The following is a 16,541-nucleotide window of genomic DNA, read 5'->3' as shown; positions in this document are numbered from 1 at the left end:
GCTCAGTCCTCCTTGGCGAGATCCGCGAGAGGCGATGCCTTACGCGCGAGAAGCTGGTAACGGACAGCACCCGAGCTGCCGGATCTCAGCACCGCAAAATCCTCCGGAACCGGCATCTCATGCTCAGACGGGCTTTCCAGATAGATGAGACCGTCATCCGTCAGCACACGGGCAGCTGCCGAAAGTGCGCTCTGATGAAGCCCAGCGGCAAACGGAGGATCAATAAACACCACATCAAAGGAGCGTTCCGGGTAGCTGCGGGTGAGCGTGAGGCTGTCGCCCCGGCGGACCACCGCGTCGTCTCCGGCTTTCAGCTTCGCGCAGACATCCGAGAGATTCCGGGCATTCTGGGGATCCCGCTCAATCAGTACTGAGGTGCCGCCGCGGCTGGCAAATTCAAGCCCCAGCGCGCCGCTCCCGGCAAACATATCGAGAGCCCGTTTCCCGGAATACCCTCCAAGCAGGAAGGTGAGCCAGTCAAAAACCGTCTCCCGGATTCTGTTCCCGGTCGGCCGAAGACCATCCAGATCGATCACGGGGAGCGGTGTTCTCTTCCATTTGCCTGCAAAAATCCTCACTGCACCCGTTTTCTTCCCACGAGTTGGTAAACTTGACGGGTCAAATATTCTTTTCTTTTTCATTACAGTATTATGGTTTTTTTCTTTGGCAAGAAGAAGGACGAGAAAAACGCTGATTCCGAACAGGAAGAGGCCAAGTCTCAGTCCGGCGGCTCCTGGTTTTCGAAACACTTCTCCGCGTCAAAACCCGCTGAGCCTGCTGCGCCTGCCGAAACCCCGGCTCCAGCTCCGACACCGGCTCCGGCGCCTGCCCCTGCACCGGCCGCGCAACCCAAGCCGGCTCCGGTCAAGGAAACGTGGTTCTCCAAGCTTCGCCGGGGTCTGACAAAGACCCGCGTCAATCTTTATGGCCTGTTCTCAGGCGGCGTAATCGACGAGGACTTTCTCGAAAACCTGCAGGACGCGCTGATCGCGGCCGATACCGGTCTCCCCGCTTCTGAAAAAATTATCGAGGAACTCCGCGAGTCTATCAAACTGAAGGGGCTGAAGACCCAGGAGGAAGTCCGCGGCGAACTGATCGATATCATCACCCGGATGCTGAAGCCGTCCGAGCAGGATCTCGATATCGAACGCGCTCATCCTCTTGTCATCATGATGGCAGGCATCAACGGTGCCGGTAAAACCACCTCCATCGGAAAGATTGCCAAGTGGCTTGCGGCCCGGAACAAATCCGTACTGCTCGCCGCCGGCGACACCTTCCGTGCTGCTGCGCGTGAGCAGCTTGAGGAGTGGGGCAAGAGAAATCAGGTGCATGTAGTGTCGCAGCAGGGCGCTGATCCCGCGGCAGTCATTTTTGACGCCGTGAGCTCTGCCAAGGCCCGCGGCATTGATGTCGTGCTCGCCGATACCGCAGGCCGTCTGCCGACGCAGGCGAACCTCATGGAAGAGCTCACCCGCATCAAGCGCTCTCAGGAAAAAGCCCTGCCTGGCGCCCCTCACGAAATCATTCTCGTGATTGACGGCACAAACGGTCAGAATGCCCTCGCTCAGGTCCGTCAGTTTGATCAGGCGGTCGGTCTGACCGGTCTTATCGTGACAAAACTTGACGGCACCGCGAAGGGCGGCGTGCTTCTTGCTCTCGCGCAGGAACGCGGCAGCTCGCCCCTTCCGATCTACTTCATCGGGGTCGGCGAAAAGATCGACGATCTTCAGCCCTTCAAGGCTGAGGAATTCGCCCGCGCTCTGGTTGGTGAGGAAGAAGCGGAATCCCATTCCTGACGGCGTATTTCCATGACAGAAAAATATGCGGTAATTGATCTTGGCTCCAACAGCTTCCGGCTGGAAATCGGACATTTCGATGGCCGGAAGCTCGTGTCAGATCACTATGTGAAGGAAACCGTGCGCCTTGCCGCTGGTTTCGACAGCCGCGGCTGCCTCACGGAGGATACGGAGACCCGGGCGCTCGCTTCTCTCGCCCGGTTCGGAAGGCTGATCCGCGGCATCCCGCTGAGCAGGATCCGCGCCGTGGGAACCCAGGCACTCAGAATCGCGAAGAATTCGTCAGACTTTCTCACGCGGGCTGAACCTGTGCTCGGCTGTCCGATTCACATCATTCCCGGGACAGAGGAGGCGCGCCTCACTTACCTCGGCTGCATCAAGAGCCTCAATCCCCCGACGACCGATCCGATTCTCGTGATCGATATCGGCGGTGCCTCCACAGAGCTTTCTGTCGGCGACGGCTCCAGACTCTGCGAGGCAACTTCCTTCCCGATTGGCTGTGTCAATACGACGATCGCCTCGTTCTCAAGCCGTGAACTGAACGAGCAGACAATCGCAAAAGCCATCGACCGGGCCGCCCAGGTCTTTGAGGCAGAGGCAGCCCGCTTCACATCTCACCCTTGGAAGAGCGCCTACGGATCCGCCGGAACGATCAGTTCGCTTCACAGCGTCGCTGCCGCCTGCGGCTGGAGCAGCGGCCCGATTACCCCGGACATCATCCGCCTCGCCTCTCAGGCTCTTGCCAAAGCAGGGTATATTGATCAACTGAATCTGCCGGGGCTGAAGCCGGACAGACGGGACATTATTGCCGGAGGCTTTGCCGTTCTGGCAGCCCTCTTCAGGGTATTCCGCATCCAGGAGCTCAACCTCGCCACGGGATCCCTCAGAACCGGAGTTTTCTACGATTTGTCCGGGCTCTGAAACACAGGAAAGGTATGGATAATTCTTCTTCAGGCATGATCGAGCTGAGCCAGGTCACGACTTCCCGCGGTCAGTTTCCGGTTCTCTCGCGCTTTACGCTGACGATCTCCCAGGGCCAGTTCATCAATCTCTATGGCCCGACCGGCTGCGGCAAGACAACAGTGCTGCGGCTGATCTGCGGTCTCGCGGATCCGGCCTCCGGAACCGTGCGGGTTGCCGGACAGGACCTCAGCACACTGTCCTCAGGGGCCTGGAAGCGGCTGCGCCGCAGTTTCGGTCTCTTCACACGGACAGCACTCCCTTCTGAAGACGAAGCCCTGCTCCAGGCCATCACCACCCCGGCCATTCTCTGCGGTCATTCCATCCGGGACGCCATGATGCTGGCAGCCGACGCGCTGACGGTCTGCGGTCTTTTCCCGCTTGCCGATAACCGGATCCGGGATCTCTCGGAAGGGGAGCGGCAGCTCGCGCTTCTTGCCCAGTCGCTCGTGAATAAGCCTGCTGTCATTCTGGCTGATGAACCAACCGCCTATCTGGATGAGGAGCACGCGGACGCCGCTCTTCGGATTCTGGCCCAGTACGCCTCTGAAGGCGGCACCGTGCTCGCTGTGAGCCACAACCCGCTTTCCGACACCTTCGTCACGGCAATCGACATGGAGAAACTGCATCATGTCTAATGCATTTGCCGCTCGCCAGTGGGCAACCATGAAGCTCTTCGAGGGCGTGTCCCGTCATAAGGGCAAGGTGCTCATTTCGCTCGTCATCACGACGCTCGCCATGAGCCTGCTGCTCGTGGCTTTCACCCTCTCCCTTACGGCTTACAACTCCGTGAAGGGCGTCTCTGTCGCCCAGGAGATGACCATCTTTACCAATCAGGGGGTCAGCTCAGAACGGGCTGCGAACCTGAAGGAAACTATTGAAAAGCAGCCCGGCATCACCCGCGTACGTCTCGTTTCACCGGATGAGGCGCTGGGGCTGATCGGAGACACGGACAACACGGATCTCTCATTCAGCACCAACCCGCTGCCGAATATTCTGCTCGCAACCGTCAGCACGGATATTCCCGAGAAGCAGGTGGACGAGACCGCGAAGTTCATTGAAAAGCAGCCTGGAGTTGATTCGGTTGCCTACGACAGCACCTGGAACAGCAACATTCAGGCCCTGAAGAATGCCTTCGCCAAATTCGGCCTTCTCACCGGCGGCCTTCTCTGCGGACTCATTCTGATGGTGCTGCTCGGCAGCGCGAGCCTTGCCGCAACCACGCCTCTGAAGGAAGCCCTCAGGCTGAACAGCATGGGTGCCCCGACATCCTTCATCGTCCGCCCGGATGCTTGGCGGGCTGGATTTGTCTTCCTGCTCGCGTCTCTCGCCTCCATTGTTATTGCGGATCTCGCGATCTCCAGCATCGCCCCTGCGCTCTCCACGGCTCTCGGGCTGTACCATCTGCCCGTTACGTTCCAGCCTCTGCCGCTCTCCTGGCAGGTTGCTTTCATTGTGGTGTCATTCCTCCTGGGAAACATTCTCGGAGGATTAACCAGCTACCTCGGCTACCGGGGCAAAATCTGATGAGGGATCCTTCATTCACATCATCTCCCCATCAAAGCGTTAGGACGGAAAAATGACGTCAAATTCGCTTAGGAAGCCCATTCAGACCGCACTGGTTCCTTACCGCAAAAGGACCCAGCTCCCGGCGCTTACGCCGGGAGATCTGGGGAACCTCGACGCCTATATCAAGGCGGCGAACAGCGCCCCGGTTCTCACCGCAGAGGAAGAACGGAATCTGGCAATCCGTATGCGTGATTACAACGATGTGGATGCGGCCCAGGCGCTCATCATTTCTCATCTGCGGCTGGTCATTTCTGTCGCGCGCGGCTATCTGGGCTACGGTCTTTCCCATGGCGATCTGATCCAGGAAGGCAACATCGGGCTCATGAAAGCCGTCAGGCATTACGACCCGGACAAGGGCGTGAGACTGATGACTTTTGCCGTGCACTGGATCCGGGCAGAAATCCAGGAGTACATCGTGAGGAACAGCCATATGGTGAAACTCGCGACGACCCATGCCCAGAGAAAGCTTTTCTTCAATCTGAGGCAGATGAAGAAAACCGATCAGGCGCTTACCAATGCTCAGGCAGAGGACATCGCGGAAAAGCTGAACGTCAAGCCTAAAGAGGTTCTCGAAATGGAAAAGCGCCTTTCGGGACCGGATGCTTCGCTGGATACTCCGCTCGACGAAGAGGGGGACTCCTCTGTCACGGCGGTCGACATGCTGTCCGATAAGAGCGATGAACCGGTTGAAATTCTGGAAAAGGCAGATGAACTGCAGCTTGAGCAGGTCGGTCTCAAAAAGGCGATCGAGCAGCTCGACCCCAGAAGCCGCCGCATCATTGAAGCCCGCTGGTTCCATGAGAATGACGAGGGGGAAGTGAAGGCAGTCAGCCTCGCCACGCTCGCGAAGGAATTCGGTATTTCGATCGAACGGGTGCGTCAGCTGGAAAAACAGGCCATCGCCAAACTGAAAAAAATTCTCACAGAATCCTCAGGCAAATAGATTTCCCCATGTTTCACATTGTTCTGGTTTCACCCGAAATCCCGCCAAACACCGGGAACGTTATCCGGCTGTCAGCCAATACCGGCTGCACGCTTCATCTGATCAAGCCTCTGGGTTTCTCGCTCGACGACAGCCATCTGCGCCGCGCCGGTCTCGACTATCGGGAATACGCCACGCTGAAGACTTACGAGAACTGGGATGACTTCATCGAAAAAGAGCATCCGGATCCCCGGAACCTCTATATGTTTTCCTCCCACGCCACGCGGTCACTGCCGGAGGTGACGTTCGCCGCCGGATCCTGGCTCGTGTTCGGGCGTGAAAGCGCCGGACTGCCTCTCGAATTGCAGGAGAATCACTGCCTCAAAGAGAACCGGATCCGCATCCCCATGATGCCGAATAACCGGTCGCTCAATCTCTCCAATTCTGTCGCCGTCGCGGTGTTTGAAGCCTGGCGGCAGCACGGCTACGCCGGATCCGTCTGATCCGTCCCGAAGCACCCCGCAAAAAAGAACCGGGCGCTGTGCTGTGAAACAGCGCAGGCCCGGTTCTCCTCTCTCCTCTATCTGCAGCGGAAAGCCTTATCAGCCTTCACGCTCCAGTCTCTCCTTAGCCTTACCCGCAAGCCCTGCCATCCAGGGAAATGCAGCTTCATGCTGGCGGCGGAACGCCTGGATCTTATCCAGATCCTTCAGCGTTGATCCCACCATATCCAATCCTTCCAGCAGCATCTCGCGGTGCCGGTCTGACAGTTCAAACGGCCACTCGCGGCTGCCGTCTGAAATCGTGCGGCTGGCCACATCAATCGTGAGACTGACAGGCTTCCCTCCGCTCACCGCTTCGAGAATGGCTTCTCCATCCTCGCGGGACACCTTGGCAGCGAGCAGCCCGTTATTGAAGCAGTTGGAATAGAAAATCTCGCCGAAACTCGGCGCGATCACTGCCCGGATGCCAATCTGCATCAGCCCCCAGACAGCGTGCTCGCGGGACGACCCGCAGCCGAAATTCGGGGAAGAAACAATAATACCTGCCTTCTCGTACCCGGGCTTATTGAAAACGCAGTCCGGGCGGCGCGTTCCATCCGGGTAGCAGCGCAGATTGAAGAACGTGCCCTTCGCGAGACCTGACTTATCCACGCCGCGCAGGAACTGCTTCGGCATGATCTGATCCGTATCGAGGTTATCAATCGGGAGCGGTACGGCAACGGCATTCAGCTTTACGAGTTTTTCCATTTTTCAGATCTCCGGAAGTTTGCGCCAATCGGTCAGATGCCCGGTCACAGCAGCGGCAGCCGCCATCTGCGGACTCACGAGATGAGTCCGGGCACCCCGACCCTGCCGGCCTTCAAAATTGCGGTTCGTGGTCGAAGCGCACCGCACCCCCGGCTCCAGAACAAAGTTATTCATTGCGAGGCAGAGCGAGCAGCCGCTCTTACGCCACTCAAAACCCGCATCCTTGAAGATACGATCGAGTCCCTCGGCCTCAGCTTCCCGCCTCACCTGCATGGAGCCCGGAACAACCTGCGCCCGGACTCCCGGTGCCACATGGCGTCCTCGAATCACAGCGGCCGCGGCTCTCAGATCGGGCAGCCTCGCGTTCGTGCAGGAACCGATGAAGACATGCTGCACGGGGATCCCTTCCATCGGAGTCCCGGCTTTGAGTCCCTGATACCCCTGAGCCCTGACAGCGGCCGTGTGGGAATCCGGATCCGCGAAGGAATCTGCTTCCGGAACCGATTCCGAAATACCGACCGCCTGATCGGGGCTGGTTCCCCAGGTCACCATCGGTTCGAGAGCCGAGGCATCAAGCGTATGAACGATGTCGAAATGCGCGTCGTCATCACTCTTCAGGGAGCGCCAGTATTCCTGAGCCGCCTTCAGCTCTTCCCCCTTCAGATCCGGGCAGTGAGCGGTCACCCACTCCACGGTCTTCTCGTCAGGCGCAATGATCGCGCCGCGGGCACCAGCCTCAACCGTCAGATTGCAGAGCGTCATCCGGCCTTCGACCGGAAGCTCATTCACCACGCTGCCCTGATACTCAACCACACAGCCCAGAGCGCCGCGGGCGGAGATCTTCCTCAGCACCGCAAGCGCCAGATCTTTCGCGGTTACCCCTTCCGGGAGATGTCCGTCAATCCGGATCAGCATCGTCTTCGCCATGCGGTAGACGAGCGTCTGGGTCGCGAGAATATGCTCGATTTCGGAGGTCCCGATCCCGAACGCCAGAGCCCCGAGGGAGCCATGCGTCGTGGTGTGGCTGTCACCGCAGATCACGACCATGCCAGGGCGCACCAGCCCCTGCTCATCCATCAGCACATGCTCGATACCCTGATGAGGGTCGTTCGGGCCATAGAAGGCCTTGATGCCGAACTGGCGGCAGTTCTCGCCAAGCTTCGCCGCCTGACGGGCACTCGCGGAGTCCTCAATAACGCGGGGGGTGACATCCTCTGTCGGAATGACATGGTCAACCACGCAGAGATGGGAGTCAGGAGACAGTACGCCGATACCGCGCTCAACCAGTCCTGCAAAAGCCTGAGGACTCGTGTACTCATTCGCGAAGTGGATGTCGACGTACAGCAGAATCGTGCTGTCATCGATTCGCTTCACCGTGTGGGTGTCGACGATTTTCTGATACAGCGTCTCAGGTTTTCCCGCCATGTTTTTCTCCGAAAGGATTAGACAACATGGGTATTTTATGCCCATTAAGCTAGTATTCCGTACCTATCTAGAGGTATAAAAATAAGAAAAAAGCCTCCCTCCCGCTTTTACGGGATCGGAGGCTTTCTGAGGCGGATAACCCGCCCTGCTTCGTCAGGGAAAACGGATTACTGACGATCCAGGTGATGCTCAACCGCGAACACGGCAGCCTGAACACGGCTGCTCAGGTTCAGCTTGCGGAGAATGCTCTGGACATGAACCTTGACCGTCGATTCGGCCAGATCCAGGGCACGGGCGATTTCCTTATTGGAAACACCCTTCGCAAGCCAGGCGAGCGTCTCGCGCTCACGCGGCGTCAGCGAGTTGACGTCCGTCACCGGGGTGGCGGGGCTCGCGTGGTCGCGGCGGATCTTCATCACGAGCTTCGAAGTCATTTCAGGAGACAGGACGGAGTCGCCTTCAACCGCGTGACGGATACCGGAAAGGAGGAAGTCCGTGTTGATCTTCTTCAGCAGATAGCCGCGGGCACCGAGGCGCATGCATTCGACGAGGTCATCGCCGTCTTCGCTCACCGTCAGCATCAGAACCGCCATATGGGGCTGGGCTTCCAGGATCTGAGCGAGGGCCTCGTGACCGTTCATCACCGGCATATCCAGGTCAAGCAGCACCACATCAGGCTGAAGCTGCTCGGCGAGCTTGACACCGTCAAGGCCGTTATCGGTTTCGCCAACGACCTGGAAGTCGGACTGACGCTGCAGAAGCGCCTTCAGACCGCTGCGGAAAAGCGTGTGGTCATCGACAAGAAGGATTCGGATTTTCTTGCCGCTGTTTTCAGATTCCGTCGTATTTGCTGAATCTTTCTCATTGATACTCATGATGCATCTCGCTTTGAGTCGTGAAACTCTTTGACGCCTGCGGGCTGTCACTCAGGGGTTCGCCGGTGCGCCCGCAGTGATTTTTTTATTACGCCTGACCGGAACCGCTGGCGGCCGGCTGGACGGAGGATTCCGCCTGCTGCTGCATCTGGGCAAGGCGCTGCTGATAGAGAGCTTCGAAGTTCACCTCAGGCAGATGCACAGGAGGCATGCTGGTACGGGTAATCAGATCCGCCACATTGGCGCGGAGGTACGGATAGACGATCGACGGGCAGTACACGTTCAGCAGGTGACGCGTGTCCTCTTCACCGATACCGGAGATCTGGAAAATGCCAGCCTGCTTGCCTTCGACAAGGAAAAGCACCTGTTCCTTGGACTTCACGGTCACGGTGCCGCGGACGACAACTTCGTAGTAATCCGGAACGGAAAGCTGCTGCGGGGCAACCTCAAACTGAATATCCACAACAGGCTGCTCTTCAAGAGCCTCCGTGAAGACTTCCGGCGCATGCGGCATCTCAAGCGATGCGTCCTTAAAGTAACAGCGCTGCAGCTGGACCACGGGGCCGTTCTGTTCAGCGGATTCCTGATTTCCGATTTCTTCTGCCATCTGGCTAATTCCTTGGTTAGGGAAACTCAAACTACTCTAATAGTAGTAATTTTAGGGCAATCTGCATACATCACCCTAGTTTTTTTCAATTATTTCACGACCGGAAGGCCGGCTTCACGCCATCCCTTCATGCCGCCTTTCAGCACCGTCACGCTGGCAAAGCCCATGCCTTTCAGCAGGGAGGCAACCATTTTGGCGTCTCCGGCGGCACTAATCAGAAGGACCGGCTTCGTTTTATCGAATTCGTTCAGATGATGATGAATCACCGTGGCCGGGAAATTCCGCGAGCGGGCAATGTGACCTGCCTTATAGTCATCGCTCGAGCGGATATCGATAACCTGGGCGTCCTTATGATTGATCAGTTCGGTAGCGATCGTGCTGTCGACTTCCTTCCCGCGCTTTTTGCGGGTCAGCATCGGCCAGAGCAGCATGGCTCCCGAAATTAATACAATTGCGACTAAAGCCGCATTGCGGTAAAGAAAATCCAACACGGTTCTATTCCTTGTATCCCGTACTAGGGTTCAGACTAAGGTATTCGATTATAGAATGTAGGAATCTCCTTCAGGTTCCCTAACTAGAGAAAACTTTATGCATAAACTCGTTCTCATGCGCCACGGCCAGAGCCAGTGGAATCTCGAAAACCGTTTTACCGGCTGGGTCGATGTCGACCTCACCGAGCAGGGGCGCCAGGAGGCTCAGAAGGCAGGTGAACTGCTGCGTACGCAGGGTTACCAGTTCGATCTGGCCTACACCAGCGTACTTAAGCGCGCGATTCACACCCTTTGGATTACGCTGGACGCCATCGACCAGGATTGGCTGCCGGTGCGCAAGTCCTGGCGCCTGAATGAGCGCCATTACGGCGCACTTCAGGGACTCAACAAGTCGGAAACTGCTGAAAAATATGGTGAAAAGCAGGTTCTGATCTGGCGCCGCTCCTACGATATCCGTCCGGGTGCGCTGGAGAAGGACAGCCCGATGTGGCCGGGCAAGGATCCCCGCTACGCGGATATTCCTGAGGCTGAGATTCCCGCCTGTGAGTGTCTGAAGGACACCGTCGCCCGTGTGATCCCCTTCTGGGAAGAATCGATCAAGCCTGAGGTTGCCTCCGGCAAGCGCGTGCTGATCGCGGCTCACGGCAACAGCCTCCGCGCCCTGATCAAGCACCTCGATGGCATCAGCGATGAAGATATCGCCGGTCTCAATATTCCTACAGCTCAGCCGCTCGTCTATGAGTTCGATGACGACATGAAGCCGATCCGCCACTACTACCTCGGCAATCAGGAAGAGATCGCGAAGGCAATCGCCGCCGTGGCTGCCCAGGGCAAGGCGAAGAACTAATCCCCCCGATCAGGATCAGCCGCTCAGACTGAGGGCTGATCCGCCTCTGCCTCTTCATGAAAAAAACTGCCTTACTTATTGCGTCCATCTTTGCCACCAGTGTTCTCCTGCAGCCGGCGGTCACTTATGCCGCGCAGCAGAAGAAAACCGCGTCCGTGAGTAAGAAAAGCACCGCGAAGACCAAGAAGCGGACCCCTGCTCCCCGCCGGTCTGTAAAGAAGTCCCGATCAAAGGCAGCAGCCCAGAATACGGACGACAATACCGCGCAGAAGAAGGGGCTCGAGAGTCAGCAGAAAGCGCTTCAGCAGCAGATCGGCAAGCTTCAGCGGAATATTTCCCTCAAGCAGGCGAAGCAGCAGAAGGAAGCTTCTGCCGCCAAGTCCGCCCAAAGCGCCCTGACGCTCTCCAATAAGAAGCTGCAGCAGCTGACTGCTGAGCAGAAGCAGAAACAGAGTCAGATCGCGAGCATCAAAAAGGAATCCGGACGTGTGACGAACCGTCTGGAGAATACCCGCCGCGACATCGCGACCAATGCCCGCATCCAATACCTTTACTCAAAGAAGAAGCCCTGGGAGGTTCTGGTTTCCGGCTCAACTCCAGCCGAAATCCATCGCGGCAACGCGATTCTCGACTATCTTGCCGAGCGTCACCAGAAGAGAGCGAATAACCTCGAAGTGACCAAGGTTCAGCTGAAGAATCAGGAACAGAAAACCACGGCGCAGGCAAAAAATATTGCCGCGAATGCCGCGACTGAGCAGCAGAGCAATCAGAAACTCGCCGCGGATCAGAAGCTGCACCAGGACAACACGAAGAAACTTGAGCAGCAGATCGCAAGCCAGAAGCAGCAGGTTGCGGAGCTGAAGAAAGACCAGCAGCGTCTCTCTGCCCTGATTCAGCAGATCAACGCTGCCATTGCCGCTCAGGAACGTGCCCGTCAGAAGAAACTTGAGGCGGAACGGCTCGCGAGAAAGAAAGCGGCCGAAGAGCGTGCCCGCCAGCTCGCGCTCGCGAAGAAGAAAGCCGCGCAGCAGGGCAAGCCCGCGCCCAAGGCGCCTGAACGGGTCGAAGAGCCTCCGGAACCCGCCCCCGCGCCTTCTCTCTCCGGAAACTTCGCGAAGCTCCGGGGCCGTATGCCCATGCCGGTATCCGGCACAGTTGAAGGCCGCTATGGCCAGAACCGGAATGGCATCGGCAAGTGGCAGGGACTCTTTATCCGCGCTCAGGAAGGTTCGGCAGTCAAAGCCATTGCCGCGGGCCGCGTGGTGTACTCCGGCAATCTCCGCGGCTTTGGAAATCTGATTATCCTTGATCATGGCAGCGGATATCTCTCGGTTTATGCGTATAACAGCGCCCTCCTGAAGGGCAACGGCAGTTCTGTATCCGCCGGTGAAACCATCGCGCGCTCCGGCTCCGGGGCGATCGGCGATACCCCCGGTCTATACTTTGAGATCCGCTACAAGGGTCACACCATTAACCCCTCCTCATGGGTGAGATAGCCCTCTGGTGGGAACATTCATTTTTCTGAAATTCCGCCTGTTTATGGACAAAAATACGTTAAAGCTGATTACGGTCGGCACAGCTGTCGGATTCGCACTCACCATGGGAATGAATGCGTGGGCCGACAAGACTGATACGGCTACTCAGAACCAGCTCCCGCTGAAGGAAATCCGGCAGTTTACCGACGTGTTCGGCGCCATCAAATCCTTCTACGTCGATCCGGTCGGCGATAAGAAGCTCCTTGAACAGGCACTGACCGGCATGGTGTCCGGCCTGGATCCCCACTCCGCCTATCTGGATGCCGAAGGCTTCAAGGACCTGCAGGAAGGGACTGAAGGCGAGTTCGGCGGCCTCGGCATCGAGGTGACAAAGGACGGCAAGAGCGGCGTCCAGGTGGTGTCCCCGATCGACGATACGCCGGCCGCCAAGGCTGGCGTCCGCGCGGGCGACATCATCATCAAGATCGACAATACCTTCACCTACGACCTGACACTCAGCAAGTGCGTGAAGATGATGCGCGGCAAGCCGAAGACCCCGGTCACTCTGCAGATCATGCGTAAGGGCGTAAAGAAGCCGATCACGATCAAGCTCGTCCGCAGCATCATCAAGGTGCAGTCCGTAAAGGCGAAGGAGCTCCCGGACGGCATCGGCTACATCCGTATCTCCCAGTTCCAGGAACACACGGAAGAGGATCTCGCGAAGGCCCTGAATAAGTTCCAGAAGGATCATCACCTGAAGGGGCTTGTGCTCGATCTCCGCAATAACCCCGGCGGGCTGCTTGACGCCGCGGTCGGTGTCTGCGGACTCTTCCTGCCGGCCAACACGCTCGTCGTTTCGACCAAGGGCCGCACCGAGGATTCGAACCGCGAATTCTTCACCGGGCAGCCGCTTCCGAACCTGCCGGTGACGGAAAAGGGGCCGGAGGAAGCGAAGACCGTGCCGATCGTGGTGCTGATCAATCCGTCCTCAGCCTCTGCCTCTGAAATTGTGGCAGGCGCTCTTCAGGATCATAAGCGGGCCACGCTGATGGGACGCCGTTCCTTCGGAAAGGGCAGCGTGCAGACGGTCATCCCGCTTACGCCGCTTACCGAGAAGTCTCCCACCGGCATCAAGCTCACGACGGCCCGCTACTACACGCCGTCCGGACGCTCCATCCAGGCTACCGGCATCAAGCCGGATGTCGCGGTTGATGATACGGCTGAAGGCAACTATCCCTCCTTCATCATCCGCGAGGCAGACCTCGACAACCATCTGACGGTCTCCGGCAACTCCACGGACACTGATGAAGCGAAGGAAGAGGCGGAGTCCGAAACCGCTTCCGACAAGGATGTCTACAAGTTCGGTGACGACAACGACTTCCCGCTCCAGCAGGCGCAGCACTTCCTGAAGGGAGAACCCGTCAAGAAGGGAGGCGAACATGCCGCCAAAGCATCCGCCAAAAGCAGTCAGCCGGATGCCAAAAAGACCACCGAACGGAGTAATGAAACTTCCTCGAAGAACGCTGGGAAATCCGTAAAATAATCAGGTTATTTTCCCCCGCCAAACTTGAGGTTCATAGCTCATGATGGAAGCCAAAGAGAAAGAGCGCTATCTGCGCCAGATGAACGTTGCTGAGCTCGGTGAAAAGGGTCAGCAAAAGTTGAAGGACACGACGTTTCTCGTGATCGGTGCGGGTGGTCTCGGTTCCCCGGCTGCGCTGCTGCTCGCAGCGGCCGGGGCCGGCAAGATCATCCTCGCCGACTTCGATACCGTGGAAGTCAACAATCTGTCCCGCCAGTTCCTCCACACAGATGCCCGTGTTGGAATGAATAAGGCCGAGAGCGGCGCGATCGCGCTGAAGGAAATCAACCCCTACCTGACGGTTGAGCCTTACACCGAGTCGATCAACGATGAAACGCTCGAGCCGCTCGCGGCCCGTGCGGACATTGTGGTCGAGTGCTGCGACAACTCGAAGACCCGCCATGCGATCAACCGCGTGTGCCATAAGCTGCGTAAGCCGCTTGTCACTTCCGGCGCCATCCGCGGCGCGGGCCAGGTGAGTGTCTTTGATTTCCGCGAGTCTGATACGCCCTGCTATGACTGCGCCTTCCCCGAAGACGAGGAAAAAGATCTGAAGGCCTCCACACTTGGAGTCCTCACCTCGCTTACCGGCATCATGGGGGCTCTGGAGGCCTCTGAAGCGATCAAGCTCGCTACCGGAATGGGCAAGCCGCTCAAGAACCAGGTGATGCTGGTCGACGTGCTGAATAATGACTTCCAGATTTTCAATCTGAAGCCGAATCCCGAGTGCCCCGTCTGCCACGGCGGGAAGTGATTCCGGAAGGAGTCCGCTCCTTACAGCAGAAAACCCTCGGCCGATCTTCCGATCGGCGCGAGGGTTTTTCTTTGGGTTTCTGAAGCGGACCCGATGCTTACCGCACCTGCCAGAGCGTTCTCGCCTGGATGAAGTCCGATGTCTTCTGTTCGCCCGACGTTGGATCCGCAGCGCTGATCGCGGATGCGGCAAGCGTCCTTATCCAGACCGGAAGCCCCGCTTCACTCGCTATCTGGGCGAGAAGCGCGTCCGCAACACCTGCGGTCGCCGGCGGTTCGAAGAATTTCAGCGCATAGCTCTTATCAATGCCGGCAAGCTTTGCCGCCTGTTCAGCCGCGTCATCAAACGTTCCCAGCTGATCGACAAGGCCGCGCTCCTTCGCCTGGCGCCCGGTCCACACCCGGCCCTGAGCCACATTATTTACCGCTTCGACTGTCATGTTCCTTGCCTGCGACACGCGGTAAAGGAACTTCGCATAGGTGTCACTTACCTGAAGTTCAGCCGCGGCCTTCGCGTTGGATGTGAAAGGCACAAGAGGCGAAGAGCTGATACCGGTCGTCCCGGTGGATTCGGAATTCACGCCGACGCCAAGCTTCGCGAGACTCTTGTCAAAGGTCGGCATCATGCCGTAGACCCCGATGGATCCCGTGATGGAAAGCGGATTCGACACCACCCGCTGAGCGGCGGTCGACACCCAGTATCCGCCGGAGGCCGCCATGTCACCGAAATAGGCCACAAGAGGCTTTCCGGACTTACGAAGAGAAATCAGAGCCTCACGGATCTTTTCAGACGCAAGTGCGCTGCCGCCCGGAGAGTTGATGCGAAGCACAACCGCCTTGACGCTGGGATCCATCTCCGCGTCCCGAATCATCGCGATCAGCGCATTCGCGCTCGCGTTTCCGTTGCCGACCGATTCCTCTGTGATTTCACCCTCAAGCGTCACGACACCCACTGCGCCGTCACCGCTCGAGTGCGGAAGAGGAGCCACTCCGAGATACTCTCCGAGAGACGTGAATTCACCCGCGCAGGCACCCGAGAAACAGTCATGCCCGGCGAGGCGGCTTCTGAGGTCATTCCAGTTTGCAATGCCGTTCACAAGCCCCGTCTCCTTTGCCATCCGGGCGGCGTCACCGCCGGCCCGCCGAAGGTTATCGAGGTAATTGTCCATCCAGGTTTTAAGGTAGCCCTGCGAGAGGCCGCGCCCGGTTTCCATGGCCGATGAGAGCTGAGCCCATTCGTCATTCAGCCAGAACCGCTGCGCGGTGAGCGCGTCTTCGCTCGGGGCGCTGTTCGTGAACATCTCAGGAGCGCTCTTATAGGCTCCGGCCTTGGCAACATTCACCGTGACACCGAGCTTATTGAGAACACTGCCAAGATAGAAGCTCGTCGCCTCCAGCCCCCGGACCTTCACTTCACCCATCGGATGCAGATAGATCTCGTTCGCGTGCGACGCGATACCCCACTGAGCCTGCGTATAGCTGTCAGACCAGGCGTAGACCTTGTGCCCCGAGGCTTCGTAATCCTTGATCGCCCTGCCGATTTCATAAATTGACGCCGGGCCCGCTCCCGTCATGTGGTCAAGCCGGAGAAGAACGGCTTTGATCCGGCGGTCCGATCTGGCAGCCCGAAGCGCGTCCGTCACATCAGAAACGGTCGTTTCCTCCACACGGGTTCCGGTCATTTTCGCGACCCAGTTCCTGCCGCCGACAAGCGCCGAGGGCTGCATCACGACCTTGCCATTGATATCAATCTCCAAAATGCTGCTGGACGGGATAGACGGCGTTCGGAAGCCGTACCAGATAAGCCCGATCACGAGAAGCATCACGAAGGCAAACAAGACATTTGCCGTAACCCGACGGGTCGTATCCAGTGCGAGATAGAGTCTTCGGAGAATACGAAAAAGCATTTTGGATTTCCAAGAAAGTTCTGGAAGAAGGCGGTTAGCGCCCGGGTCTTCCGGCTGAATCAGAAATATCAGCAGGCGGCCG

17 protein-coding genes are annotated in these 16,541 nt (G+C 58.1%); 10 read left to right on the top strand and 7 right to left on the bottom strand.

The genetic code is table 11. The features are described from left to right. Positions 1-2 precede the first annotated feature (2 nt). A complete protein-coding gene (locus M4NBBH2_RS03635; protein ID WP_235005598.1) occupies positions 3-578 on the bottom strand; it encodes an RsmD family RNA methyltransferase in 576 nt (191 codons plus the stop codon). Between the two features lie 72 nt (positions 579-650). On the opposite strand from M4NBBH2_RS03635, the gene ftsY reads away from it, so the two are divergent. From ftsY to M4NBBH2_RS03605, 6 genes are read left to right on the top strand one after another with little or no spacing between them, the layout of a single operon-like run. Beyond that, positions 651-1,796: a signal recognition particle-docking protein FtsY gene (gene ftsY, locus M4NBBH2_RS03630; RefSeq protein WP_116269740.1), complete on the top strand. Its 1,146-nt coding sequence runs from the start codon at positions 651-653 to the stop codon at positions 1,794-1,796. Positions 1,797-1,808: 12 nt separating this feature from the next. Further along, complete coding sequence (locus M4NBBH2_RS03625; RefSeq protein ID WP_116269739.1) at positions 1,809-2,717, top strand: Ppx/GppA family phosphatase; 909 nt, start codon at positions 1,809-1,811, stop codon at positions 2,715-2,717. A 14-nt stretch (positions 2,718-2,731) separates the two neighbouring features. Continuing rightward, entirely contained in the window at positions 2,732-3,394 is a 663-nt protein-coding gene (locus tag M4NBBH2_RS03620; protein WP_116269738.1) for an ATP-binding cassette domain-containing protein, read from the top strand. Then, the gene (locus M4NBBH2_RS03615; protein ID WP_116269737.1) at positions 3,387-4,283 is read left to right on the top strand and encodes a cell division protein FtsX; all 897 of its coding nucleotides are present in this window, start codon (positions 3,387-3,389) and stop codon (positions 4,281-4,283) included. The genes M4NBBH2_RS03620 and M4NBBH2_RS03615 overlap by 8 nt, the downstream gene beginning before the upstream one ends. Positions 4,284-4,335: 52 nt before the next feature. Continuing rightward, a complete protein-coding gene (gene rpoH / locus M4NBBH2_RS03610) occupies positions 4,336-5,268 on the top strand; it encodes an RNA polymerase sigma factor RpoH (protein ID WP_116269736.1) in 933 nt (310 codons plus the stop codon). 8 nt (positions 5,269-5,276) lie between these two features. Then, complete coding sequence (locus tag M4NBBH2_RS03605; protein WP_116269735.1) at positions 5,277-5,750, top strand: tRNA (cytidine(34)-2'-O)-methyltransferase; 474 nt, start codon at positions 5,277-5,279, stop codon at positions 5,748-5,750. A gap of 99 nt (positions 5,751-5,849) precedes the next feature. Here M4NBBH2_RS03605 and leuD read toward each other — a convergent pair whose 3' ends face one another. The 5 genes from leuD to M4NBBH2_RS03580 form a co-directional block, all read right to left on the bottom strand. Then, positions 5,850-6,497: a 3-isopropylmalate dehydratase small subunit gene (leuD, locus tag M4NBBH2_RS03600; RefSeq protein WP_116269734.1), complete on the bottom strand. Its 648-nt coding sequence runs from the start codon at positions 6,495-6,497 to the stop codon at positions 5,850-5,852. Positions 6,498-6,500: 3 nt separating this feature from the next. Beyond that, a complete protein-coding gene (gene leuC, locus M4NBBH2_RS03595; protein WP_116269733.1) occupies positions 6,501-7,922 on the bottom strand; it encodes a 3-isopropylmalate dehydratase large subunit in 1,422 nt (473 codons plus the stop codon). Positions 7,923-8,089: 167 nt separating this feature from the next. Next, positions 8,090-8,797, bottom strand: coding sequence for a response regulator (locus tag M4NBBH2_RS03590; RefSeq protein ID WP_022444539.1), 708 nt, complete (start codon positions 8,795-8,797; stop codon positions 8,090-8,092). Between the two features lie 88 nt (positions 8,798-8,885). Beyond that, positions 8,886-9,404, bottom strand: coding sequence for a protein-export chaperone SecB (gene secB / locus M4NBBH2_RS03585; RefSeq protein ID WP_116269732.1), 519 nt, complete (start codon positions 9,402-9,404; stop codon positions 8,886-8,888). 89 nt (positions 9,405-9,493) lie between these two features. Beyond that, positions 9,494-9,835 (bottom strand): rhodanese-like domain-containing protein, encoded by a 342-nt coding sequence (locus M4NBBH2_RS03580; protein ID WP_116269731.1) that lies wholly within the window; start codon positions 9,833-9,835, stop codon positions 9,494-9,496. A gap of 157 nt (positions 9,836-9,992) precedes the next feature. Here M4NBBH2_RS03580 and gpmA point away from each other — a divergent pair, with 157 nt between their 5' ends. From gpmA to M4NBBH2_RS03560, 4 genes are all read left to right on the top strand, one after another. Beyond that, positions 9,993-10,742 carry a 2,3-diphosphoglycerate-dependent phosphoglycerate mutase gene (gpmA, locus tag M4NBBH2_RS03575; protein ID WP_116269730.1) on the top strand — a complete coding sequence of 250 codons (750 nt, stop codon included), beginning with the start codon at positions 9,993-9,995 and terminating at the stop codon, positions 10,740-10,742. A gap of 155 nt (positions 10,743-10,897) precedes the next feature. Next, a complete protein-coding gene (locus tag M4NBBH2_RS03570; protein ID WP_160117823.1) occupies positions 10,898-12,238 on the top strand; it encodes a murein hydrolase activator EnvC family protein in 1,341 nt (446 codons plus the stop codon). A 43-nt stretch (positions 12,239-12,281) separates the two neighbouring features. Next, the gene (locus tag M4NBBH2_RS03565; protein ID WP_170135099.1) at positions 12,282-13,760 is read left to right on the top strand and encodes a S41 family peptidase; all 1,479 of its coding nucleotides are present in this window, start codon (positions 12,282-12,284) and stop codon (positions 13,758-13,760) included. A 40-nt stretch (positions 13,761-13,800) separates the two neighbouring features. Then, positions 13,801-14,553, top strand: coding sequence for a HesA/MoeB/ThiF family protein (locus M4NBBH2_RS03560; protein WP_116269728.1), 753 nt, complete (start codon positions 13,801-13,803; stop codon positions 14,551-14,553). Between the two features lie 97 nt (positions 14,554-14,650). Here the strand turns inward: M4NBBH2_RS03560 and sppA are convergent, their stop codons facing one another. Beyond that, positions 14,651-16,459 carry a signal peptide peptidase SppA gene (gene sppA / locus M4NBBH2_RS03555; RefSeq protein WP_116269727.1) on the bottom strand — a complete coding sequence of 603 codons (1,809 nt, stop codon included), beginning with the start codon at positions 16,457-16,459 and terminating at the stop codon, positions 14,651-14,653. Positions 16,460-16,541 lie beyond the last annotated feature (82 nt).

The organism is Mesosutterella multiformis, from assembly GCF_003402575.1.
GTDB lineage: Bacteria > Pseudomonadota > Gammaproteobacteria > Burkholderiales > Burkholderiaceae_F > Mesosutterella > Mesosutterella multiformis.
This window is presented reverse-complemented; position numbering and strand designations above follow the sequence as displayed.

Excerpts from the sequence above, each read along its gene's own strand:
- ftsY (WP_116269740.1), top strand. The coding sequence starts at position 651 with ATGGTTTTTTTCTTTGGCAAGAAGAAGGACGAGAAAAACGCTGATTCC.
- M4NBBH2_RS03625 (WP_116269739.1), top strand. The coding sequence starts at position 1,809 with ATGACAGAAAAATATGCGGTAATTGATCTTGGCTCCAACAGCTTCCGG.
- M4NBBH2_RS03620 (WP_116269738.1), top strand. The coding sequence starts at position 2,732 with ATGGATAATTCTTCTTCAGGCATGATCGAGCTGAGCCAGGTCACGACT.
- M4NBBH2_RS03615 (WP_116269737.1), top strand. The coding sequence starts at position 3,387 with ATGTCTAATGCATTTGCCGCTCGCCAGTGGGCAACCATGAAGCTCTTC.
- rpoH (WP_116269736.1), top strand. The coding sequence starts at position 4,336 with ATGACGTCAAATTCGCTTAGGAAGCCCATTCAGACCGCACTGGTTCCT.
- M4NBBH2_RS03605 (WP_116269735.1), top strand. The coding sequence starts at position 5,277 with ATGTTTCACATTGTTCTGGTTTCACCCGAAATCCCGCCAAACACCGGG.
- leuD (WP_116269734.1), bottom strand. The coding sequence starts at position 6,497 with ATGGAAAAACTCGTAAAGCTGAATGCCGTTGCCGTACCGCTCCCGATT.
- leuC (WP_116269733.1), bottom strand. The coding sequence starts at position 7,922 with ATGGCGGGAAAACCTGAGACGCTGTATCAGAAAATCGTCGACACCCAC.
- M4NBBH2_RS03590 (WP_022444539.1), bottom strand. The coding sequence starts at position 8,797 with ATGAGTATCAATGAGAAAGATTCAGCAAATACGACGGAATCTGAAAAC.
- secB (WP_116269732.1), bottom strand. The coding sequence starts at position 9,404 with ATGGCAGAAGAAATCGGAAATCAGGAATCCGCTGAACAGAACGGCCCC.
- M4NBBH2_RS03580 (WP_116269731.1), bottom strand. The coding sequence starts at position 9,835 with ATGCTGCTCTGGCCGATGCTGACCCGCAAAAAGCGCGGGAAGGAAGTC.
- gpmA (WP_116269730.1), top strand. The coding sequence starts at position 9,993 with ATGCATAAACTCGTTCTCATGCGCCACGGCCAGAGCCAGTGGAATCTC.
- M4NBBH2_RS03565 (WP_170135099.1), top strand. The coding sequence starts at position 12,282 with ATGGACAAAAATACGTTAAAGCTGATTACGGTCGGCACAGCTGTCGGA.
- M4NBBH2_RS03560 (WP_116269728.1), top strand. The coding sequence starts at position 13,801 with ATGATGGAAGCCAAAGAGAAAGAGCGCTATCTGCGCCAGATGAACGTT.
- sppA (WP_116269727.1), bottom strand. The coding sequence starts at position 16,459 with ATGCTTTTTCGTATTCTCCGAAGACTCTATCTCGCACTGGATACGACC.